We start from the raw sequence: 21,610 nt of genomic DNA on the forward strand, positions 1-21,610 counted from the left end.
TGTGGAAGCCTGTTGAATCACGCCAAACTATCGTGCGCCAGAGATTCCGATCACCGCGTTAACCTGAACTCGTTGCCCTGGGGTTGCCGAACGCGTCGTTGAGCCCGGCTGCGGCGTCGTCTATAAGAGGCCAGCGGCGCCCCGATGGTCGCCCCCCTGCCTGCATCGGCCGATCCGCGTCACTCCGGTGTGCGCGGGCCATCCGGTTGCGGGCGCGGCGCCGTTCCGGCCAACGCCTTCTGTCATCTGCGGGAGATGCACCCGATGTCGATCATGTCCGATCAATGGATCCGCGAGACCGCCTTGAACGAGGGGATGATCGAGCCCTTCGTCGAGAAGCAGGTCCGCGAGGGCATGATCTCATACGGGCTGTCATCCTATGGCTATGACGCGCGGGTGGCCGACGAGTTCAAGATCTTCACCAATGTCGACAGCGCGGTCATCGATCCGAAGGATTTCTCGGACCGCAGCTTCGTCGACCGCAAGCTCGATGTCTGCGTGATCCCGCCGAACAGCTTCGCCCTGGCGCGGACGGTGGAATATTTCCGCATTCCCCGCGACATCATGGTGATCTGCGTCGGCAAGTCGACCTATGCGCGTTGCGGCATCATCGTCAACGTGACGCCGCTGGAGCCGGAATGGGAAGGCCATGTGACGCTGGAGTTCAGCAACACCACGCCGCTGCCCGCCAAGATCTATGCCGGCGAGGGCGCCTGCCAGTTCCTGTTCCTGAAGGGCGAGCAGCCGTGCCAGACCTCGTACAAGGACCGGTTGGGTAAATATATGGGCCAGCGCGGCGTGACGCTGCCGCGTCTGTGACCATGGCGATGATCCTGTCAGGTGGCGCCACGCGCCTTCAGTCCGACACCCTTATCGACACCCACAGCCAGAACGGGCCAGGAATGGACAGCATCCGTATCCGGGGCGGCCGGCCGCTCGAAGGCATCATCCCGATCGGCGGTGCCAAGAATGCCGCCCTGCCGCTGCTGGCGGCCGGTCTGCTGACGGCCGACACCTTGACCCTGACCAATCTGCCGCATCTGGCCGATATCACCACCATGGTGAAGCTGCTGGCCCAGCACGGCGTGGTCTGCACGATGAATGGCGGCCACAGCGGCGGCCATGAAGGCCGGGTTCTGGCGCTGGATGCCGGGCAGATCACCAACACCACCGCCCCGTATGATCTGGTGCGTAAGATGCGGGCCTCGATCCTGGTGCTGGGGCCGATGCTGGCGCGGGTGGGCGAGGCGCAGGTGTCGCTGCCCGGCGGCTGCGCCATCGGCACCCGGCCGGTCGACCTGCATCTGAAGGGCCTGGAAGATCTGGGGGCGGTCATCGAGCTTGAGGGTGGTTATATCCGGGCAACGGCGCCCCGGGGGCTGAAGGGCGCCCATATCCGGATGCCCTTCGTGTCGGTGGGGGCGACCGAGAACCTGCTGATGGCGGCATCCCTGGCCGATGGCACGACCATTCTGGACAATGCGGCACGGGAGCCCGAGATCGGCGACCTGGTGCGCTGCCTGACCGCGATGGGCGCGCGTATCGAGGGCATCGATACTGAAACCCTGACCATCCATGGCGTCGCCCGGCTGCATGGCGCCGAACATTCGGTGCTGCCCGACCGGATCGAGGCCGGCACCTATGCGATCGCCGGCGCCATCACCGGCGGCGATGTCGAACTGACCGGGCTGGATGCGGCGCTGATCGCATCGGTGCTGGAAAAGCTGGAAGAGGCCGGCGCGCGGATCACCGTCACCGATCGCGGCGTGCGCATCGTTCGTGACCAGGGGCCGTTGCGCGGCGCCGACGTGATGACCCAGGTCTATCCCGGCTTTCCCACCGACATGCAGGCGCAGTTCATGGCTCTGATGACGGTGGCCGAGGGGGCCGCGATGGTGACCGAGACCATCTTCGAGAACCGCTTCATGCATGTGCCGGAACTGCACCGCATGGGCGCCAACATCGTGCTGCATGGCGCATCGGCCCTGGTGCGCGGCGTGCCGAAGCTGACCGGTGCGCCGGTGATGGCGACCGATCTGCGCGCGTCATCCTCGCTGGTGCTGGCGGGGCTGGCCGCGCGTGGTGAAACCGTTGTCAGCCGCGTCTATCATCTCGACCGTGGCTACGAGAACATCGAGGCGAAGCTCGCCGCCTGCGGTGCCGACATCACCCGGCTGACCGGGGGCGCCTGACCGCCACCGCTCGGCGGCCCGTCCAGGTCGACCCCTGCCGGACAGCATCCAAGGAAACCAGAGCCGATGAGCCCCGCAACCTCTCCCCGCCGCGGCCTGACGATCGCGCTGCCCAAGGGGCGGATCCTGAAGGAAGTGCTGCCGCTGATGGCCGAGGCCGGGCTGACACCCGAGCCCGACTTCTTCGACGATGCCTCGCGCAAGCTGGAATTCGAGACCAACCAGCCGGGGGTGCGGCTGGTGCGGGTGCGCAGCTTCGACGTGGCCACCTTCGTGGCGTTCGGTGCCGCCGAGATCGGTGTCTGCGGCCGCGACGTGATCATGGAATTCGACTATGCCGAGCTGTACGCGCCGCTGGATCTGAATATCGGCCGCTGCCATATCGCTGTGGCCGAGCCGGCCGATCTGGCCCATGGCGACGATCCGCGCCGCTGGAGCCATGTCCGCGTCGCAACCAAATATCCGCACGTCACCCGGGCCTATTTCGCGGCGCGCGGCGTGCAGGCCGAATGCATCAAGCTGAACGGTGCCATCGAACTGGCGCCGAAGCTGGGCCTGTGCCGCCGGATCGTCGATCTGGTCTCGACCGGCTCGACCTTGAAAGCCAATGGCCTGGTCGAGGTGGAGACGGTGGCCGAGGTGACGTCGTATCTGGTCGTCAACCGTGCGGCTCTGAAAACCCGGCCGCAGACGATCGGCGGCTGGATCGACCGTTTTCGCGAGGTGGTGAGCAATGCCGCAGCGGCTTGACGTCAACGACCCGTTATTCCCCCACGCCTTCCAGGCCCTGCTGGGCATGAAGCGCGAAACCACCGACGAGGTGAACGACGCTGTCCGGGCGATCCTGGATGATGTGCGGCTGCGCGGTGATGCGGCGGTGATCGACTACACCACCCGCTTCGACCACATGACCATCGGTGCAGACGGCCTCACCATCGGTGCCGATGAGGTGGATGCGGCCGTGGCCAGTTGCCCGCGCCATCTGATAGACAGCCTGGAGGTGGCGGCCGACCGGATCCGCGCCTACCATGCCCGGCTGGTGCCGCAGGATATGGATTATACCGACGATACCGGTGTCCGGCTGGGCGCGCGCTGGCGGCCGGTCGCGGCGGCGGGCATCTATGTCCCCGGCAGTCAGGCGGCCTATCCGTCATCGGTGCTGATGAACGCCGTTCCGGCGCGGGTGGCGGGTGTGAAGCGCATCGCCATGGTCGTGCCGACGCCCGGCGGCGTGTTGAACCCGCTGGTGCTGGCGGCGGCGCGGATCTGCGGTGTCGACGAAATCTACCGGATCGGCGGCGCCCAGGCGATCGCGGCGCTGGCCTATGGCACCGAGACCGTGGCACCGGTCGACAAGATCGTCGGGCCGGGCAACGCCTATGTGGCGGCGGCCAAGCGTCAGGTCTTCGGCACGGTCGGCATCGACATGATCGCGGGGCCGTCGGAGATTCTGGTGGTGGCCGACGCCCATAACGATCCGCGCTGGATCGCGGCCGATCTGATGTCGCAGGCCGAGCATGACAGCGCCGCCCAGTCGATCCTGATCACCGATGACGCGGCCTATGCCGACCGCGTCGCCGCGGCGGTCGACGAGCTGCTGAGCCGCCTGCCGCGGGGCGCCATCGCCCGGCAGAGCTGGAGCGAGAACGGCGCGATCATCGTCACCGATGATCTGATGCAGACCGCGCCGCTGATCGACAGCATCGCGCCTGAACATCTGGAACTGGCGGTTACCGACCCCGATGCCCTGGCGGCCCGGGTCAGCAATGCCGGCGCGATTTTCCTGGGACGGTATACGCCCGAGGCGATCGGTGACTATGTCGCGGGGCCGAACCACGTGCTTCCCACCGCACGCAGCGCGCGGTACTCTTCGGGCCTGTCGGTGCTCGACTTCATGAAGCGCAGTTCACTGATCGCCTGCGATGAGAATTCGCTGCGGGTGATCGGCGGCCATGCGATCAGCCTGGCCGAAGCGGAAGGGTTGGGGGCGCATGCCCTGTCGGTTGCCATCCGGCTGGATGTGTCTGGCGACTGATCCCGACGCCTGGTGTCGGGCGGGCACCGCGCAGGCCGAAGCCCCAGACCGGCACCTGTCTGCCGGTCACCTGCCGAGCCGACCGGCACCTGTCTGCCGGTCACCCGTCGAGCCGACCGGCACCTGCCTGCCGGTCACCCGTCGATCCGAGGAGCCGCTCCATAATGGCCGACAGTCACGAGCCGCAACCCGCCGATGCGGAGAAACACCGCCCGGCACATCCGCGGATCGCCAGCCTCAAGCTCGATCAGGGCAGCGTGGTTGCACTGGGGCCGCAGGTCGAGCATGAGCGCAAGGTGGCGATTTTCGATCTGCTGGAGCAGAACCATTTTGCGCCGCTGGGGGTTTCGTCGGACGGGCCGTTCGATCTGCTGCTGAGCATTCAGGACAACCGGCTGTATTTCGATATCAGTGATGAAACCGGCCGGATGCTGACCCGCGTCACGCTGCCGATCGCGCCGTTTCGCGGTATCGTGAAAGATTATTTCATGATCTGCGAAAGCTATTTTTCCGCGATCAAGTCGCAGAGCCCGTCGCAGATCGAGGCGATCGACATGGGCCGGCGCGGGATTCACAACGAAGGCTCGGAACTGCTGAAGGATCGGCTGGAGGGCAAGGTCGAGCTGGATCTCGACACCGCGCGCCGCCTGTTCACGCTGCTTTGCGTGCTGCATATCCGGCAATGATCGCAGACGCAACCGGGCGGCCGAGACTGCGGATGCCGTCGAGCGTGCTGTTCTGCTGCACGCTCAACTCGATTCGCTCGCCGATGGCCGAGGGCATGCTGAAACTGCTGCATGGCAGGCGGATCTTCGTCGACAGCGTCGGTGTCAGGCGTGCGCCCGTCGATCCGTTCGCGGTGGCGGTGGCCGAGGAACTGGGCGTCGATCTGTCGAAGCACCGGCCGAAAACCTTCGACGATCTGGAAGACGGGTCTTATGACCTGATCGTGTCGCTGTCGCCCGAGGCGCAGCACAAGGCGGTCGAGCTGACGCGCGACATGGCGTGCGACGTCGAATACTGGCCGACCTTCGACCCGTCGATCGCCGAGGGCAGCCGCGATCAGCAACTCGACGCGTTCCGCGAGGTCCGCGACCAGTTGATGCGCCGCATCCGCCAGCGGTTTCCGCCGATGGGCTCGATGGCGCTCTGACGAGGGGATGCGCGCCGCGCCGGCGGATCAGGTGACGTCCGGTACAGATGGCACCTGCCTGTGCATGATGCCGGCGCGGATGTAATCCTCAGCTTCGGCCATGATCCAGGCCACGAAGGCGCTCAATTGCGGTGCCGCCTGATCGGCTGGCCGCCAGACCAGGTGATAGGCGAACGGATCCTGGATGGCAATATCGAACAGCCTGACCAAGCGGCCGGTCCGCAGGTCGCCGGCCACCAGATGTTCGCGGGCAAGGGCGACGCCATGGCCGGCGGCGGCCGCTTCCAGCAGCAGCAGCATCTCGGAATAGATCGGGCCACGTGTCGGTTCGGGCAGATCCAGGCCGGCGGCCTGAAACCAGGGTGCCCACGGCTGGCGGGGATAGCGCAGCAGCGGCATGTCGACCAGTTCGGACGGGGCTGCCGGCGAATGTCGGTCACGAAGGTCCGGTGCGCAAACCGGAAACACCGTTTCGCCGAACAGGCGATGTGCGGCCAGCTTCGGCCAGAGCCCGGCGCCATAGCGGATCGACGCCATCACATCGGCCTGCCCCGGTTCTTCCAGCGCCTGGGTTGCCCGCAACGACATGTCGATCGCCGGATAAAGCGCGCTGAAGTGCGGCAGGCGCGGGATCAGCCAGCGGGTCGCGAAGGCGGGCAGGGTGCTGACGGTCAGCAGGCCGACGACCGGCACGTGCGCCGCCTGGGATATCGCCGCCTCGATCATCGCCAGCGCGTTGCGCAGCGTCACCGCCAGATCGCTGCATGCCGGCGTCGGGATCATCTCGTGACCGTGACGCACGAACAACTGGCAGCCGAGGCTGGCCTCCAACCCCCTGATCTGTTGCGCGACCGCCCCATGGGTCAGGCCCAGTTCGTGGGCGGCACCGGTGAAGCTTCGTCGACGGGCGGCCGCTTCCACCGCGCGCAGGGCCTTGGTCGATGGCAGCATGTCGGGCGATCCGTTCACCATGTTCAGAATTCATACCATTCAATCATAGATAAATTCGATGGTCGCGTGGCATGGCAGGTGTGAGCCTGAGCAGGCGCGGTGCGCATCTGTGGCGACGAGGATCGGGTTGATGGAACAGGGCAGGCATCGGGCTGGCGATACGGCGGCGCGGCTTCAGAGATCATGGCCGGCCGCCGCCGGTGGCGACGCTCCGGTGTCTCTGCGGCGGGACTATCTTCTGGCACTGGGCCTGTCGCTGGGGCCGGCCGCATCCAACGGCCTGGCACGCTTCGCCTTCGCCCTGATCCTGCCCGCGATGCGCAGCGATCTGTCGTGGAGCTATACCCAAGCCGGCTGGGTCAACACCACCAATGCCATCGGGTATCTGCTTGGGGCCTTTGTCACGCTGCGGGCGATCGACCGGGCCGGGGCACGGACATTGTTGAATACCGGCATGGTGATGTCGGCGCTTGCCCTGGTGCTGTCGGGCATGACCAGCCATTACCCCACGCTTCTGGGCCTGCGTGCCGTGGCAGGGGTGGGCGGGGCATTCGTGTTCATTTCGGGTGGTGCGCTGGCAGCCAGGATCGGCGATGGCGACGGGCGGCGCGCGTCGGCCGCGATCGCGGTCTATTTTTCGGGGGGCGGTCTGGGGATTGCCGTGTCGGGCGGCGTGCTGCCCTGGCTGTTCGCCAGCCAGGGCAATGGTGCCTGGGATATGGCCTGGATCGTTCTGGGCCTGTTGTCCTGTGCGGCCTGCCTCGGCACCTGGGCGGCGGCGCGGGCCATTGCGCTGCCGCCGCGGCCGGCGATGCGCGCGTCCTGGTCGATCCGTCCCTTCGCCTGGCTGGCTGCCGGCTATGTTCTGTTCGCCTTCGGCTATATCGGTTACATGACGTTCATCATCGCTCATATGTCCGAGGCCGGGGCCTCGCCCGGCAACGTTGCGCTGGTGTGGGTGGTACTGGGCGTGGTGACGGCCCTCTCGCACCGCATCTGGCGCCACGCGCTTGCCGGCTGGTCGGGCGGAACGCCGATGGCGGCCACGGTTCTGGTGGTCGCCGTCGGCGCTTCACTGCCTTTGATCGACACCTCGTTGCCGGTGATGCTGCTGTCGGCGGCGTTGTTCGGCAGCGCCTTCTTCATCACGCCGGCGGCGGCGACGGCCTTTCTCCGCCAGTCGCTGCCCCAGGAGGCATGGGGGCGGGCCATCGCCGTTTTCACCCTGCTGTTCGCCTTCGGCCAGACGCTGGGGCCGGTCGTGGCCGGGTGGCTGGCCGATGCGACCGGCCGGTTGTCGATCGGACTGGCGGCATCGGCCGTGGCGCTTCTGCTCGGCGCCCTCGTCAGCAAAAATCAACCATTGGTTATTAAATAGAGTTCCAGATTGCGTGTAACTGTGCTTTAGTTTCTTTGAAAAATGAAAAGGCCGGGCTTACCGGCTTGATGAAAAAATGGGTGGAGGGAATTCCATGATCGCCGCGGATGATGTCATAGACCGTCTATCTAAACGCTCTGTTAACAATTACTGGAATCCGTACACGACAATAGAATGGCCGCAGGTTATCGATCCCGGGAAAATGTGGATGGATGCCGAGCTGTTGACCATTTATGGCACGGAATATATGGAGACATTTTCAGAGAAGACTCTGATCGAGATATCGAAGTGGGAATCTGTCAATTTTTACAGTTTAAATATCCACGGTATCCGGGAGGCGCTCGTCGAGGTCGCCCTTCGCGTAGACACCCCCGAGTTTCAGTTTGCTGATGACTTCCTACATCATTTTCTTGGTGAAGAAAACGAGCACATGTGGTTTTTTGCAAAGATATGCAAAGACTATTCTGGGAAGATCTATCGAATTCCCGAAATAAAGATGTTCGAGGGTGACGAGACGACACCAGAGGAACGTGATCTTGTCGTCTTCGTCAACATACTGATCTTTGAGGAAATTGTTGAATACATCAATATGAGGGTCGGCCGCAGCGAGGTGGTGCCCCCGATCATCCGGCAGGTAAACTGGCTGCACCATCTGGATGAAAGCCGGCATGTCGCCTTCGGCCGGCGGATGGTGGTGCTTCTTCATCAGAGGCTGATGTCGGCGGCGCCCGACCCTGACGCCGCGCGCGCTCGGCTGGATGCCCATATCCGGGGCTATATGGCGCGCAGCATCGATGTGCTGTACCGCGCCGAGGTCTATCGGGATGCGGGCTGCTCAGATCCGTTCAGGATGCGCAACCTGCTGCGCCAGCATCCGGCCCGTCGCGCTCATCACAACAAGATGCTTGGTCGCGCTATCGGGTTTCTGCGCGACCAGACCATTCTCGGTGACGGGGAGGTCGTGCTGTGACCACAACAGAGACCTGGCAGCGCGCCATTTCGGACTGGATCGTCGAAAATTACCGCCGGCGCCATGGCGGCGATCCCGGCCCCGTCGATCTGGATACCGACATCATCGAAAGCCGGATTCTCGACAGCCTGTCGATCATGAACTTCGTGGCTTTTCTTGAAGAGCTGGTGGAGCGGGAGATCGATATCGCGAAGATCGATATCGAGAACATGCGCACCATCCGTCGGATCCGCGACGGCGTTCTGGGGGAGGTCGCGTGATGGATACATCGCCTTTGTTCCAGGCGGTCGACGGCTTCGCGGTCCTCAGTGCCGAGGGCATGGCCGTTCAACAGGCCCTGGAGCGCTGGATCCTGGGTCGCGCCGGCGAGGTCGGTGCCGAGCAGATGCGGTTTCCCTATCTGCTGCCCTTGCGGGATCTGGCGCGGTTCGATTATTTCCACAACTTTCCGCATCTGGGGCTCTGTGCCTGCACGGTGTCGGAACGGCGCTGGACGGCTTATTCCGACAACGACCCGGCAGCGACGGCCGACCGGATTCCTGCGGCGGACCTGGATGATGCGGCTTTCGCGCTGCCGCCTGCCGCCTGCTACAACGTCTATCTCCATGCGCGTGGGCAGGATCTCGGCCAGGACCGTGTGATAACGACGGTCGCCCAGTGCTTCAGGAACGAGACCCATTACAAGGGGCTGGAACGGCTGCGCGGTTTCACCATGCGCGAAATCGTCCGCATCGGCCTGCCCGCCAGCATCACCGCCCATCTGGGCCATTTCCGCCAGCGCATCCTGGGGCTGGGGCAGGTGCTGGGGCTGGATCTGAAAATCGAGGTCGCGACCGATCCGTTCTTCGACCGGTCGAGCGACCGCGCGCTTGCCGCCGGTCTGTTTCCCACCAAGGAGGAATTCGTCTTCGATGGCACGCTTGCCATCGCCTCGCTGAACTATCACCGGAACTTCTTCGGCGAACGCTGCGGCATCACCATCAACGGCACGGTCGCGAGCACCGGCTGTGTCGCCTTCGGGCTGGAGCGCTGGCTGCATGCCCTGGACCGCCGCTTCGAGGGCGATGCCCGACGGATCGTTCAGGCAATCGGGGATGCGCCATGACGATCGTCACCCGTCACCGCCCGGAGCCGATTGACCCGCCCGTCACCCGGCTGCGCAGCCGGCGCGGCATGCATGTCGAAATCTCAGGGGAAGGGCCGCCGCTGATCTTCGTCAACGGCCTGTTCCAGAGCATCGACTCATGGCAGGGCGTTCAAAGCCTGCTGCCGCAGACCGTGATGTCGGTCGGCTTCGATATGCTCAATCAAGGGTTGAGTGACAGCGGCCCCGACATCGTAACCTTCGACGATCACTGCACGGTGATCGCCGACCTGTTCGACGAGCTTTGCCTCGATATCTCGTCAGCAACCCTGGTCGGGTTCTCGGCCGGCGCGGACATCGTTCGGTCGCTGGTCTCTCGGGGCAGATTGTCGCCGCGCCATGTCGTGCTGGGTGCTGTGTCGACGCCGGGTTTTCAGTCCTATTGGCGGCAGTGGTTCAACAACCTGGCACGGGTGGCGGATACCGGCGATGTCGACATGCTGGTGCGTGTTATCGCCTTCCACATGTTCTCGCCCGGCTTCATCGAGGACAACCCCCGGATCCTGGACGTCATGTCGTTGCGCTATCGCCAGTATTATGGTCGGCGGCCGGAATGCCTGGCGCGACTTGCCCGTGCTCAGATCGACCGTGCTCAGATCGACCGGGCCCAGATCGACCGGGCCGAGCCCGCCGGGCGGATGACCTGTCCGGTCGACGTGATCGTGCCGGTATATGACAGCTTGATCCCTGCCGAGGCGGCGATGGCCTATGCCGGATCGATCGAGGCGCCGGCCCATCGTATCGCATGCGGCCATACTTTCGCGGTCGAGGCGCCGCAGGCCACCGCCGCCGTCCTGATGTCTATCCTGCGCCGCGATCGCTGACGCAGCGATCACGGAGACCGCCAGCACGGATGGGCGATGCCGTATGTGCGCCAGGGCCGCCGCCCGCCGAACCTGCGTGCCCCTGATTTCCGAGGAGTTTCCGCGATGTTCATCTCTTCACCGGAAAAGGTCGTATCCACCACCGACGACATGCTTCGATTGCGCGAGTCCGCGTTCGCGATCGACATGTTCGTTGTCGCCACCACATGGGTGGGTCTGTTCGATCATCTTGTGGCATCGCCGGGCCCCCGCGCGGCGGTGTGCAAGGCACTGAACATCCATGCCCGCCCGGCCGACACCATGTTCACGCTGCTGTTGTCCTGGGGGCTGCTGGTCGAGGACGACCACGGCCTGCGGCCAAGCGCGCTCGCCCTCGATCATATGGTCGCCGGTTCGGCAAACGATCTCAGACCGTATTACGCCTCGTTGAAGGAACGCGCCGGCGTTCAGGATCTGCTCTATGTCCTGCAGAGCGGCCATTCCAGGACCTGGGAGGCCAGGCATGCCGGGAAATCCGAGGCCGGTAACGCGAAGGAGGAGTGGACGGACCTGATGCGCCGTCCCGATTTCGCCCGGTACTATACCGCCGTCATGGACAGCCGCGGGGCGGTGCTGGCACCCGATCTGGCACGGATGCTTCAGGTGCCGGGGGCGCGGCTGCTGGATGTGGCCGGTGGCTCGGGCATCTATTCGAGCGCGATCGTGGCGCGGCACGCGGATGTGTCGGTGACGGTGCTGGAACGCCCGCCGGTCGATGATGTCGCGCGCTGGCATATCGATCAGCGCGGCCTGGTCGATCGGATCGACGTGATCGGCGCCGACATGTTCGCCGACCCGCTGCCAGAGGGCTTCGACACCCATCTCTACACCCACATCCTCCACGACTGGACGCTTGAAAGCGGTGCGGTTCTGCTGCGGAAATCCTATGCGGCGCTCAATGCCGGAGGTCAGGTCGCGATCTACAGCGCGCATCTCGACGATGACAAAGCCGGACCGGCACCGGTCGCCGAATACTCGGTGCTGATGATGTATCTGTATGAAGGACGATGCTATTCAGTCGCCGAGATGCGGTCGCTGATGGAACAGGCGGGCTTCGTCGATATCCAGGTCAGCCACGGCATTGGCTGGCGCAGCCTGATCACCGGCCGCAAAGCCTGATCACCGGCTGCAACGCCTGGCCACCGCCATCGAGATGGCATCCCTGCAGCCGGCAGAGCCGCACGCCCTGCCGGCTTCTTCGTGTCCGGGCCGGCTTCTTCGTGTCTGGGGTCGCCATGGGTGGATAAGGGTTGCGTCTGTGATGCCATCGGCGGATAATTCGCCGCTCAATTCCGCGGGCGTTCAGCGCCTGTGGCGATCGAACAAGTTTCCACGCGTCGCCGCGGCGTCTGCTGCAGGCGGCGCGTGCGCATGGCTTATCACTCCAGGTTCCCCACTCTCCCGAAGTCTACAGGAAGCAGCAGGCCACATGGCAAAAGAAGACGTCATCGAATTTCAGGGCACCGTCACCGAACTTCTGCCCAATGCGATGTTTCGCGTGAAGCTCGACAACGAGCACGAGATCCTCGCCCACACCTCGGGCAAGATGCGCAAAAACCGGATCCGCGTTCTGGCCGGCGACCGGGTGACGGTCGAGATGACCCCGTACGACCTGAGCAAGGGACGTATCACCTACCGCTTCAAGTGAGGCGTCCGGTGTCTGCGCCCGTCCTGGTCCTGGCCTCCGCGTCGCCGCGGCGTCTCGACCTGCTGGGGCAGATCGGCATCATGCCCGATCTGGTTCAGGCCGCCGACATCGATGAAAGCCGGCGGCGCGACGAATCACCCCGCGAACTGGCATTGCGGCTGGCCATCGCGAAAGCGGAGGCTGCCCGTGGCGTGCTGATGGCGGAACCGGACGGTCGCCTGCATGGCCGGGAGGCCGTTGTACTGGCCGCCGATACCGTTGTGGCCGTCGGCATCCGGGCGCTCGGCAAGCCGTCCGATATTGCCGAGGCGCGGCGTTTCCTTGATCTGCTGTCTGGCCGCCGTCACCGTGTCTATGGTGGGGTATGCGTCATCGATGGCGCGGGCAAGGCGCGCGCGCGGGTGGTGATGACCCAGGTCGGCTTCAAACGCCTGTCCCTGTCCGAGCGTGAAACCTATCTCGCGCGCGGCGAATGGCAGGGCAAGGCCGGTGGATATGCCATCCAGGGCCTGGCCGCCGCCTTGATACCGTTCATTGCCGGCTCATACAGCAATGTCGTGGGCCTGCCCCTGGTCGAGACCGCGTCGCTGCTGGCGGCATCCGGGATCGATGTCTTCAACGCTGCCGGAGATGCCTGATGACCAACCGGCTGCTGATCGACCAGGCCGAACACGAGACCCGGGTGGCCCTGATCGAGGGCGACCGGGTGGTCGACGTGCAGATCGAGCGTCTGGCCCATCGCAGCGCGGTCGGCAACATCTATCTGGGCAAGGTGTCGCGGGTTCTGCCCGGCATGCAGGCGGCCTTCGTCAGTGTCGGCCTGGGTCGTAACGCCTTTCTGCATGCCGATGACGCGCGGGTTCTGCCGCGTGCCCGTGCCGCGGCCGACCGGTTGTCGCGCGAGGCATCGGACGCGGCGGCGGCCAATGCCGCCGCACTCGCCGCCGCCGCTGCCGCCGTGACCGCGGCGATGGAGCCCGACGAGACCGATGCCGAGGTCGAGGTGCGGCCGGCGACGCCATTGCAGACGCAGCGGTCGCGCCGGCTGATGATCGGTGACTGTGTCGCCGATGGTGACCAGATCATGGTGCAGGTCACCAAGGACGCGGTGAAGGGCAAGGGTGCCCGGCTGACCGCGAATATCAGCCTGCCTGGCCGGCACCTGGTGTTCACGCCCTTTCAAGGCGGTGTCGGGGTGTCGCGGCGGATCGACAGCGAGGTCGAGCGCGAGCGGCTGCACGAGATCGTCCAGCCGCTGACCGATGCCGGCGAGGGCGGTTTCATCGTCCGCACGGCGGCCGAGGGCGCGTCCGCCGCCGAACTTGAGGCCGATGCCGCCTATCTGCGGACGCTGTGGGCCGATCTGGAAGCCGGCGCCGCGCGTGGCGGCGGGCCGCGACCGCTGCATGTCGACCTTGACCCGCTGCTGCGGTCGCTGCGCGATCAGGCGCAGGAAGGTGTGGCCGAAATGCTGATCGACGAGCCGGTGGCCTATGAACGGGCACTGGCCTTCGCCCGACGCTTCATGCCGCATCTGGTCGACCGCATCCGGCTGTGGGACCGTCCGGAAGGGCTGTTCGACAGTTTCGGGGTCGAGGATGTGATCGCCGAGGCGCTGCAACCCCGTGTGCGGCTGCCGTCGGGCGGGTTCGTCGTCATCGACCAGACCGAGGCACTGACGGCGGTCGACGTGAACACCGGACGCTTCGTCGGCGAGGCCGACCAGGAAGCGACGGTGATGCATACCAATCTCGAAGCCGCCGAGGTCATCGCCCATCAATTGCGGCTGCGCAATCTGGGCGGGCTGATCGTGGTCGATTTCATCGACATGGAGCGGACGGAGAACCGCCAGAAGCTCTATGACGCCTTCCGCGCGGCGCTGGTGGCCGATCGGGCCTCGACCACGGTGCTGCCGATGTCGGAACTGGGTCTGGTGCAGATGACCCGCAAGCGCGGCCGCGAGAGCCTGTCACAGGTGCTGACAGAAGATTGCGACACCTGCGGCGGCACCGGCCGGGTGAAATCGGCCGAGACCGTGGCTTATGAGGTGATGCGCGCGGCCCGCCGGCTGCTGCTGCGCCCGCGGCCCGGGCGGGTCGCCGCGCGCGCCCTGACCGTGATGGCGTCGCCCGACGTTGCCGCCCTGTTGACCGACAGCCGCGTGGGCATGGTCGAGGCGGTGTCGGAACTGACCGATGCCGTGGTCGAGGTCCGTGCCGATCCGTCGATGGCCCGTGATGCCTTCGATCTGGCGGAGCGCGACTGACCTGGGCGCATGCTGACCCATAGCCTCTGCGATGGCGCATGCCATCCTCCCCTGTCCGCTGTACCGGCCATGCCCCATGGGGGTGTCCGGCCCAGAGGAGTTAAGAGACGATGACCGATACACCGTCGAAACCCGCCGCCGGCAGGGATGCCGTCAAGACCGGGCAGGGCACCTGTCCGGTCTGTGGCCGTGGCCGGTCGGACGCTGCCGAGCTTGCGCGCTATCGGCCGTTCTGTTCGAAGCGCTGCGCCGATGTCGACCTCAATCGCTGGCTCAGCGGCACCTATGTGGTGCCGGGGCGCCCGGCCGACGAGAGCGAGAGCGACTTGTGGTCGGATGACAGTCTGAAGCACTGATGGCGGGTGGTGGCCGGCGATATCGCATGGGCTGTCATTGCATCTTCATTTTCGCTGAAAACGGCGCTTTACAGCCGATCGGCTTTGCCCTATAACCCGACCCACGCCGCGGCCAAGACCGCAGCGTGGCACGCCCAGGTAGCTCAGTTGGTAGAGCAGTGGACTGAAAATCCGCGTGTCGGTGGTTCAAATCCGCCCCTGGGCACCATCTTTTTCGAAGCCGTCGCTGCCCGATCCGCGAGGATCATTCGCAGCGGCGGCTTCGGCGTTTTCAGGGTGCGTTTCGCGGGTTCCGTGTCCGTTGCGGGGCAGGGGCCGTGTCTCCGTGACGTGGCGGTGCCAAACGGGTGACAACGCCGTGCGGAGGTTGCTGGCGGCTCGTCGGCGGTCCAGTTCTGGTTCACGAACCAACCAGAATGGAGCCTTCTCATGCGGCACGAACCTGAGATCACCACCCGCACGGCCCCCGCTATGCCCGCCGCCAGTCGCAACCCCGCGCGCATGCTGGCCGCCGCCGTGGTGGCACTTGGCCTTGCCACCGGTCTTTCCGCCTGTGGTGGTGGTGACGACTCCGTCGCGGTCGACGGCCGCACCAAGGGCGAGGCGCTGTCGGATATGAAGGGCGCCTATGACAAGGGCGCCATCACCCCGGATGAGTATGAGGACCAGCGCGAGGATATCCTCGACGAGTGATCGGGCCTCGACGAGTGATCGGGCCTCGACGAGTGATCGGGCCTCGACGAGTGATCGGGCCTCGACGAGTGATCGGGCCTCGACGAGTGATCCGGCAGTGCCGGATCACGTCTCCGACGAGATGACGAGGCCGGCCTTTTGCAACTCTATCAGAATACGCGTGAGATCGTCACGGGCAGCGGCCTCGGTCACGTCATAATATCCGGCAATATGACAAGCCATCTCGTCGATGGATGCGCCGTCGCGGAGGTTGTCTGCCACCCGGGCGACCGCACCAGTGAGGCCGAAATATTTTCCCGACGCATAATTGAGCAGCATGGTCTCCGAATCGACATCGACTTGGAGCACATCGGAACTGAAGCGATAGAGCATGGGCATTTTCTCTGATCCTGCAGGCCACGCGGCGTTGATGAATGTCGACTCCAAAGCGTGAATGGAGCGGCAGACTCGGAGTGCTGGACGGAAATTTATTGTTCCCTGTCTCTTCATGCCACTTTACCATGCATTTTATTTGAATTATATTAAAAGCTAACAAACCGTATGAGGTAATATGATGCCGCGCGACATGGTTGAAGAAGATGGTGTTACAGCACGCAAGCCGGCATTCGAGCCGTCGCTTCTTTGTGAACACGGATCGGTCGAGGAACTGACGCAGAACTCTGAGGCGACGGAGACTGATGGCACCTACACTTCGTAGCGGCTCCGGCTTGCCTGTGGGATTACCAGATGTCCTGTGCGATCCACGGCCTCCGCGTCACCATGTCCGGCGGAGATGGTGCGCATCCCGACATGGCGATGGCGGATGTCACATGGCGTGATCTGTGCGTCGTCCGGCTATCGATGGCCGGTGTCCCGACCGGTGCTGCCGTGCCGATCGAACGCGATGGCGCGACCTGGATCGAGCAGATCTTTGCGGGGCCCGATGGAAGGCCGATCTGCCGGTTCCTGATCTCTGGTGATGGCCGGCGCGTGCTGTCGGACAGTCTTCCAGCTCTCGACCGCAACGACCTGAACAGTCTGTTTGTCGAGCCGGTGATGCGAACCATCATGTCCCGGATGGGGCTGGTCTCGTTCCATGCGGCGGCACTGGTCAAGCAGGGGGCGGCGGTTCTGATCATGGGGCGGAAAGGGGCGGGGAAATCCAGCCTGGCCGGCGCCCTTTACCGGGCAGGCTGGCAACCCCTCGCCGATGATCTTGTGCGGATCGTCGGGAACAACGGATGCTGGCATGCCGCGGCGGGTGGGACCGCGACACGGGTCAATGCCGATACCGCCCGGGCGCTTGGCTTCGACCCGGCCACCCTGGCAACCCGCTGGTCCCTGCCGGGGGCGGCGGGGAACAAATTCCTGTTGCCGGCCGCTGCTTTCGGAGCGCAGCCGGCCATGGTGCCGATCAAGGCGGTTCTGCTGCTTGATGCGCGCGATCCGGACCTGGAGGGCCCCCGCTGGAACCGGGCCGCAGGGGCCGATGCCCTGCGCGGACTGGCCGCCAACCTGACCCCTGATCCCCTGGCTCTTTCGGCTCTGCCCTCGCGGGAGGCGATCCGCGTCACGGCGGGCCTGTCGCGACAGGCAGCCATTTACCGCCTGAGCCTGCCCGACCGTCTTGGCGCGCTCCGCGCCGCCGCCGCCACCGTCGATGCCTGGCTTGCGGCTGATGGTGCGCCCGTTGCGGCCTGAGCCTGCCATTCCCGGGCTGACGCCCGCCGGCTGTTTCGATCTGCTGGTGCCCCGGCTGGCTGATGTGCTGGTGCCGGCCGGGCGGCATCGGGCGATCCGCGAGGCGGCCGCCCTGCTGCCGCCGGTGCCGCGTCTCGCACTTGAAATCCGGCTCGGTGCAGATGAGGCGGCGGTCGATCTTCACCAGATGATCACAAGCCAGGACGGAGATCCTCAGATCCTGCTACGCCACCTGAATGAGCGGGGCGGTGGATGGGCCGGTGCGCCACTCGTCGCGTTTCTGCGCGGCTGGATCGCTGATGAGGACGGGTTGCAGGGCTGGTTCGACCCGCTCTATCTGGAATGGGACACGGCACCTGATGGCGGGCTGCCACAGCCGCCGGCGCTGTTTCTGGCGTGTGATCTGCGGTTTGATGATCCGGCGGTCCGGACCCGGCGGCGCACCGTCCTTCGCCAGACACTGGCTCGGCTTTGCGGTGCAGATGGAGCAGAGCCGCACGATCGTCTGTTCGACGTCGCGGAGCGCGGGGTCACGATCGGCCATATCGGTGTCATGTCGGGCCGCGGCGATGTGCTGCGGGTGAATTACAAAGGTATTACGCCGGCCGCGCTGCCCGGCCTGCTGGACCGGATTGGATGGCCGGGAGACATCGCCCGTCTTCAGGGTCATTTCGCCGCGCTGGTGGATGTGGCAGATCGTGTGGCGGTGGCGATCGATCTTGTCGACGGCCAGGTGCGGCCCTCGATCGGCTTCGAGATCTTCTGCGATCACCCGCTGCCATCAGGGCGCTGGGACCGCATCCTCGACCATCTGTGCGCGCACGGCTTGTGCACGATCGAAAAGCGCGCGGCCCTGGTCAACATCGAGGCCACCATCGCCGCCGGCGATGCCGGCCAGCCATGGCCGGCAGCCTGGATCCTGCCGACGATCCGTGGCCCGGAAGATGCCTATCCGGCGGTCCGGTGCCATGTCTCGCATCTGAAACTCGCAATCGGGGCTGATGGCGGCGGTCAGGCCAAGGCCTATATCGGGGTGGAACATCATTGGCGGCGTGGCTTCGGGCGTCCGGCCCCGCAAGCACTGCCCGCCGGGCTCGCCATCCGTCCGCGTCCCTCCATTACCGCCGCGACGGCGGATGCGACGGCATTCCTGCTGCGGACCCGCCAGCAGAACGGGCTCTGGGGCGATTTCAACTGGGTCAATGGCGGCTGCAACAACTGGGTCACGGGCGTCGCCGCCCTGGCCCTTGCCGCCACTGGCGAGGCTGGCGCACTGGCGGTGGCAGGGGCGGCCTTGCAGGCGCTGGGCGCGCGCCAGCAGGCCGGTGGCGGCTGGGGGCATAATGAGATCGCGCCGGTCGATACCGATACCACTGCCTCGATCGTCAAGGCGCTGGATGCGCTGGGGGCGGGCGACAGCCCGGCTGCGGTTGCGGCCCGCGGGTTTCTGCGCAGCCACATGACCGATGACGGCTTCCTGACCTATGGCACCGCCACCCGGATCCGCTTCGCGGCGGTCGATGTTACTGATGCCGGCTGGCGGGCGACCCATGGCTGTGTCATGGCCAATTGCGCGTTGCTTCTGCCTGACCAGTTGATCCCGCTGCTGCGTCGCAGCCAGGCCCCGGATGGCAGCTGGACGCCGTATTGGTGGCGCACGCCCGCTTATCCGACGGCACTTGCCGCCGAGGCGCTGGCCATGCAGGGCGACGAGGCGGCGGTCGGCCGGGCGGTCGCCTGGGCGAAGGCGCAGGATCTGGCGGCGCTCAGCCCCTTCTGTGTCGCGGCGATCGCGCGCATCGTCATTGCCGGTGGTGACCATGGCGCCGCCAGGGATATTCTGGCCGGGCTGTTGCGGACGCAACTGAGTGACGGTAGCTGGGCAGTCGGCGCGGACATGATCTGGCCACGGCCCGACCAGGCGCCAGACCACATGGAATCTCAAGCGGATATCATCGACGTGCCCGACGACCGGCGGATTTTCACCACAGCCGGCGTGCTGCTGGCCTTCGCGGCGGCGCGTCAGACTGTGGCGGCACCGGGCAGGAACAGGAGCTGATATGCCGATATCGGGCATCCAGGCCGCGCTGGGCTTTCTGGGCAGTCAGCGACGAGGATCTCCGGTCGATGCCGTCGGGCCGGCGGATATGGACGGGCTCATCGCCCTGGCGCAGATGGTGGGATACCGGTTTCAGGCGGCTGATCTTGAAGAGGCGTTCCGCATTCAGATGCGGGCGCGGCTGTTGTCGACGACAGGGGGCAGGCGATGACCGATCCTTCCAGACGTCAGGCCTGCCGGCGTCTGTTCTGCGACGCCGACAGCCATGTCATGGAGCTGCCGGATTTTCTGCGGGCGCATGCTGATCCAGGCTTTCGCGAGGCGCTGCCGCGGATCGCGATGGACACCGAGCGCCGGCAGGCGACGGTGGGCGAGGCCATCGCGCAGGGCCATCATGGGCCGGAGACCATTGCCGACCGCGCCGCGCGCGGCACCGATCTTCTGGCCGGACCCAAGGATTATCACGCGCTCGGCGCCTTCGATGGCGGCGAGCGGGGCCAGGCGCTCGACCTTCTGGGGCTGCACAGGCAGGTGGTCTTCCCGTCCTTCTCGCTGGTCCCGGTCTTCTTCGGCCAGGGCGGGCTGCCATTGACCTATGGTACGGCGCGGGCGCTCAACCGGGCGATGGCGGCCTTCTGTGCCGGCGACGCGCGGCTGCTGGGCGTGGGCCTGCTGCCGATCGACGATGCCGCCCTTGCGCGTGACGAGTTGGAGCATGTGATCCGCCTGGGCTTGCGCGCGGTCTGGGTGCCGCATCAGGGGTTGCCGGGTTATGCCTTCCGGCCGCGGGATCTGGAGCCGGTCTGGGCGCGGATGGCAGAAGCGGGGCTGGTGCTTGCCAGCCACATCATGCCGCCACTCGACGTCGCGATGCGGATGACTGGACCGGGAGAGGTGATCCCGCCCGAGATGCTGGATGGCGACGACGCGCCGCGGCCCGAAGAGATTATCTTTGCCTCGGACCGCGTACAGGTTTTCCTGAGCAAGCTGGTCTTCGACGGCGTGCTGGAACGCCATCCGGATCTGCGCTGCGTGGTGGCCGAATTCGGCGGAGCCTGGGTGCCCGGCATGATGCGCCGCCTGGATGCCCTGGCGGAGCGGATCTTCGCCGGATCGGGCCGAGCGCCGGGCCGCAGGCCATCGGAACAGATTCTCGATCAATGCCTGTTCACGCCCTATCACCACGAGGATGTCGGGGCATTGATCCGGGCCTCCGACAGCCGGCTTTATGCCTTTTCCACCGATTATCCGCACATCGAAGGCGGGCAGGATCCGGTGGGGGCCTTTGATGCCTCGCTCGCCGGTTGTACAGAGGCGCAGCACGCGGCGTTCTATGCCGGAAATTTCCTGCGCGTCTTCGGTGAATAATCGCCAGAGCGTCAAAGCATCTCCGGTGGCGCTTCAGCTCGTGATGTCTGCATCGCGTGCGGGTGCGTTGACACATTCTTTACCGCCCGCCATGCATTCTCGGTGCCGGGGCGACACATGTCTCTGCCGCACTGCGAAAAGCCGGCGGGGGACGCTTTCCCGTCCGGGGTGAATGCCTTAAACTTCGTCCGACGGCGCTGCATGGCGCTTGAGAGACGTGGTCCGGCCCCGGCCGGAGACATGACGGCCAGGAGACGGGCACGGATGGCGACGGACGAAACCGAGCCTGCAGACGATGACATCGACTGGGGCGATGTCGGTATGGACATGCCACAGGCCGCGCCTATCGATCGGATCAGGCGCGCGGTGGCGGTGCTGAGGCATCCGGCCGCGAGCGAAGACCCGCTGACCTTGGCCGCCGAGGCGTTGGAAGGCGTGGTCGAAGGGACCGAGGCGGCCACTGAAGCGATCCTGTCGCAGATCGAGGCGATCGAGGCTGCCCTCGATGCGGTGAGCGCCGAACTGGCACCGGAAAATCAGGCGCATGCGGCGCTCGCCAATGCCGGTCTGGCAATCACCGCGCTCTACGAAGCCTGCGGCTTTCAGGATCTGACCGGCCAGCGCATCGCCAAGGTCCGCCGGGTGTTGCAACAGGTCGACGCCCATCTTGAAGAGTTGCTGGAAATCGTCGGTCACGATCAGGTGGCGGCGCTGCCGCCGCCGGCGGAACGCGAGGGCGATGCCCGGCTGCTCAACGGCCCGATCGATGACGCCAGCAAGGTGTCGCAAAGCGATATCGACAGCCTGTTCGACTGAGCGGGCTGTTTAATGGGCTCGGGTCGTCCGGCTGCACC

The 21,610-nt window shown here is 65.5% G+C and carries 24 protein-coding genes and 1 tRNA gene; 23 read left to right on the plus strand and 2 right to left on the minus strand.

Going from position 1 to position 21,610, the window contains the following annotated elements; all coding sequences use genetic code 11:
• The first annotated feature begins 264 nt into the window (after nucleotides 1-264).
• The 6 genes from dcd to IEW15_RS18515 all read left to right on the plus strand — a co-directional run bounded on the left by dcd (nucleotide 265) and on the right by IEW15_RS18515 (nucleotide 5,380).
• Nucleotides 265-819, plus strand: a complete 555-nt coding sequence (gene dcd, locus IEW15_RS18490; RefSeq protein WP_188580653.1) for a dCTP deaminase — start codon at nucleotides 265-267, stop codon at nucleotides 817-819.
• A gap of 83 nt (nucleotides 820-902) precedes the next feature.
• Nucleotides 903-2,192: a UDP-N-acetylglucosamine 1-carboxyvinyltransferase gene (gene murA / locus IEW15_RS18495; protein WP_188580655.1), complete on the plus strand. Its 1,290-nt coding sequence runs from the start codon at nucleotides 903-905 to the stop codon at nucleotides 2,190-2,192.
• A 66-nt stretch (nucleotides 2,193-2,258) separates the two neighbouring features.
• Nucleotides 2,259-2,942, plus strand: a complete 684-nt coding sequence (gene hisG / locus IEW15_RS18500) for an ATP phosphoribosyltransferase (protein ID WP_188580658.1) — start codon at nucleotides 2,259-2,261, stop codon at nucleotides 2,940-2,942.
• Nucleotides 2,926-4,227 carry a histidinol dehydrogenase gene (hisD, locus tag IEW15_RS18505; RefSeq protein WP_188580660.1) on the plus strand — a complete coding sequence of 434 codons (1,302 nt, stop codon included), beginning with the start codon at nucleotides 2,926-2,928 and terminating at the stop codon, nucleotides 4,225-4,227. The genes hisG and hisD overlap by 17 nt, the downstream gene beginning before the upstream one ends.
• 164 nt (nucleotides 4,228-4,391) lie before the next feature.
• Entirely contained in the window at nucleotides 4,392-4,913 is a 522-nt protein-coding gene (locus IEW15_RS18510; RefSeq protein WP_188580662.1) for a UPF0262 family protein, read from the plus strand.
• A gap of 32 nt (nucleotides 4,914-4,945) precedes the next feature.
• The gene (locus IEW15_RS18515; RefSeq protein ID WP_188580664.1) at nucleotides 4,946-5,380 is read left to right on the plus strand and encodes an arsenate-mycothiol transferase ArsC; all 435 of its coding nucleotides are present in this window, start codon (nucleotides 4,946-4,948) and stop codon (nucleotides 5,378-5,380) included.
• Nucleotides 5,381-5,407: 27 nt separating this feature from the next.
• On the opposite strand, the gene IEW15_RS18520 is transcribed toward IEW15_RS18515, so the two are convergent.
• Complete coding sequence (locus tag IEW15_RS18520) at nucleotides 5,408-6,331, minus strand: LysR substrate-binding domain-containing protein (protein WP_188580666.1); 924 nt, start codon at nucleotides 6,329-6,331, stop codon at nucleotides 5,408-5,410.
• Nucleotides 6,332-6,461: 130 nt separating this feature from the next.
• On the opposite strand from IEW15_RS18520, the gene IEW15_RS18525 reads away from it, so the two are divergent.
• From IEW15_RS18525 to IEW15_RS18580, 12 genes are all read left to right on the plus strand, one after another.
• On the plus strand, nucleotides 6,462-7,709 hold the full coding sequence (locus IEW15_RS18525; protein WP_188580668.1) for a YbfB/YjiJ family MFS transporter: 1,248 nt from the start codon (nucleotides 6,462-6,464) through the stop codon (nucleotides 7,707-7,709).
• A gap of 94 nt (nucleotides 7,710-7,803) precedes the next feature.
• Complete coding sequence (locus IEW15_RS18530; protein WP_188580670.1) at nucleotides 7,804-8,679, plus strand: diiron oxygenase; 876 nt, start codon at nucleotides 7,804-7,806, stop codon at nucleotides 8,677-8,679.
• Nucleotides 8,676-8,939, plus strand: a complete 264-nt coding sequence (locus IEW15_RS18535; RefSeq protein ID WP_188580672.1) for an acyl carrier protein — start codon at nucleotides 8,676-8,678, stop codon at nucleotides 8,937-8,939. The genes IEW15_RS18530 and IEW15_RS18535 overlap by 4 nt, the downstream gene beginning before the upstream one ends.
• On the plus strand, nucleotides 8,939-9,784 hold the full coding sequence (locus tag IEW15_RS18540; RefSeq protein WP_188580674.1) for a class-II aminoacyl-tRNA synthetase family protein: 846 nt from the start codon (nucleotides 8,939-8,941) through the stop codon (nucleotides 9,782-9,784). Before IEW15_RS18535 ends, IEW15_RS18540 begins: the two co-directional genes overlap by 1 nt.
• Nucleotides 9,781-10,647, plus strand: a complete 867-nt coding sequence (locus IEW15_RS18545) for an alpha/beta fold hydrolase (protein WP_188580676.1) — start codon at nucleotides 9,781-9,783, stop codon at nucleotides 10,645-10,647. The genes IEW15_RS18540 and IEW15_RS18545 overlap by 4 nt, the downstream gene beginning before the upstream one ends.
• A 105-nt stretch (nucleotides 10,648-10,752) precedes the next feature.
• A complete protein-coding gene (locus tag IEW15_RS18550) occupies nucleotides 10,753-11,805 on the plus strand; it encodes a methyltransferase (protein WP_188580678.1) in 1,053 nt (350 codons plus the stop codon).
• 310 nt (nucleotides 11,806-12,115) lie between these two features.
• The gene (gene infA, locus IEW15_RS18555; protein WP_188580682.1) at nucleotides 12,116-12,334 is read left to right on the plus strand and encodes a translation initiation factor IF-1; all 219 of its coding nucleotides are present in this window, start codon (nucleotides 12,116-12,118) and stop codon (nucleotides 12,332-12,334) included.
• Nucleotides 12,335-12,342: 8 nt separating this feature from the next.
• A complete protein-coding gene (locus IEW15_RS18560) occupies nucleotides 12,343-12,972 on the plus strand; it encodes a Maf family protein (RefSeq protein ID WP_229708283.1) in 630 nt (209 codons plus the stop codon).
• A complete protein-coding gene (locus tag IEW15_RS18565; protein WP_188580686.1) occupies nucleotides 12,972-14,600 on the plus strand; it encodes an Rne/Rng family ribonuclease in 1,629 nt (542 codons plus the stop codon). The genes IEW15_RS18560 and IEW15_RS18565 overlap by 1 nt, the downstream gene beginning before the upstream one ends.
• Before the next feature lie 110 nt (nucleotides 14,601-14,710).
• Nucleotides 14,711-14,956, plus strand: a complete 246-nt coding sequence (locus tag IEW15_RS18570; protein ID WP_188580688.1) for a DNA gyrase inhibitor YacG — start codon at nucleotides 14,711-14,713, stop codon at nucleotides 14,954-14,956.
• A 132-nt stretch (nucleotides 14,957-15,088) separates the two neighbouring features.
• Nucleotides 15,089-15,164, plus strand: a tRNA-Phe gene (locus IEW15_RS18575).
• Between the two features lie 221 nt (nucleotides 15,165-15,385).
• Complete coding sequence (locus tag IEW15_RS18580; protein WP_188580690.1) at nucleotides 15,386-15,649, plus strand: SHOCT domain-containing protein; 264 nt, start codon at nucleotides 15,386-15,388, stop codon at nucleotides 15,647-15,649.
• A 105-nt stretch (nucleotides 15,650-15,754) separates the two neighbouring features.
• On the opposite strand, the gene IEW15_RS18585 is transcribed toward IEW15_RS18580, so the two are convergent.
• A complete protein-coding gene (locus tag IEW15_RS18585) occupies nucleotides 15,755-16,027 on the minus strand; it encodes a PqqD family protein (protein WP_188580691.1) in 273 nt (90 codons plus the stop codon).
• 348 nt (nucleotides 16,028-16,375) lie between these two features.
• Between IEW15_RS18585 and IEW15_RS18590 the strand changes: the two genes are divergently transcribed.
• The 5 genes from IEW15_RS18590 (at nucleotide 16,376) to IEW15_RS18610 (ending at nucleotide 21,572) form a co-directional block, all read left to right on the plus strand.
• Nucleotides 16,376-17,329 (plus strand): phosphoenolpyruvate carboxykinase (ATP), encoded by a 954-nt coding sequence (locus IEW15_RS18590; protein WP_188580693.1) that lies wholly within the window; start codon nucleotides 16,376-16,378, stop codon nucleotides 17,327-17,329.
• Nucleotides 17,319-19,388, plus strand: a complete 2,070-nt coding sequence (locus IEW15_RS18595) for a prenyltransferase/squalene oxidase repeat-containing protein (protein WP_188580695.1) — start codon at nucleotides 17,319-17,321, stop codon at nucleotides 19,386-19,388. Before IEW15_RS18590 ends, IEW15_RS18595 begins: the two co-directional genes overlap by 11 nt.
• A gap of 1 nt (nucleotide 19,389) precedes the next feature.
• Nucleotides 19,390-19,599 (plus strand): hypothetical protein, encoded by a 210-nt coding sequence (locus IEW15_RS18600; protein ID WP_188580697.1) that lies wholly within the window; start codon nucleotides 19,390-19,392, stop codon nucleotides 19,597-19,599.
• A complete protein-coding gene (locus tag IEW15_RS18605; protein WP_188580698.1) occupies nucleotides 19,596-20,756 on the plus strand; it encodes an amidohydrolase family protein in 1,161 nt (386 codons plus the stop codon). Before IEW15_RS18600 ends, IEW15_RS18605 begins: the two co-directional genes overlap by 4 nt.
• Nucleotides 20,757-21,020: 264 nt before the next feature.
• Nucleotides 21,021-21,572: a protein phosphatase CheZ gene (locus tag IEW15_RS18610; RefSeq protein WP_188580700.1), complete on the plus strand. Its 552-nt coding sequence runs from the start codon at nucleotides 21,021-21,023 to the stop codon at nucleotides 21,570-21,572.
• Nucleotides 21,573-21,610 lie beyond the last annotated feature (38 nt).

It is taken from the genome of Tistrella bauzanensis (assembly GCF_014636235.1).
In the GTDB taxonomy this organism is placed as follows: domain Bacteria; phylum Pseudomonadota; class Alphaproteobacteria; order Tistrellales; family Tistrellaceae; genus Tistrella; species Tistrella bauzanensis.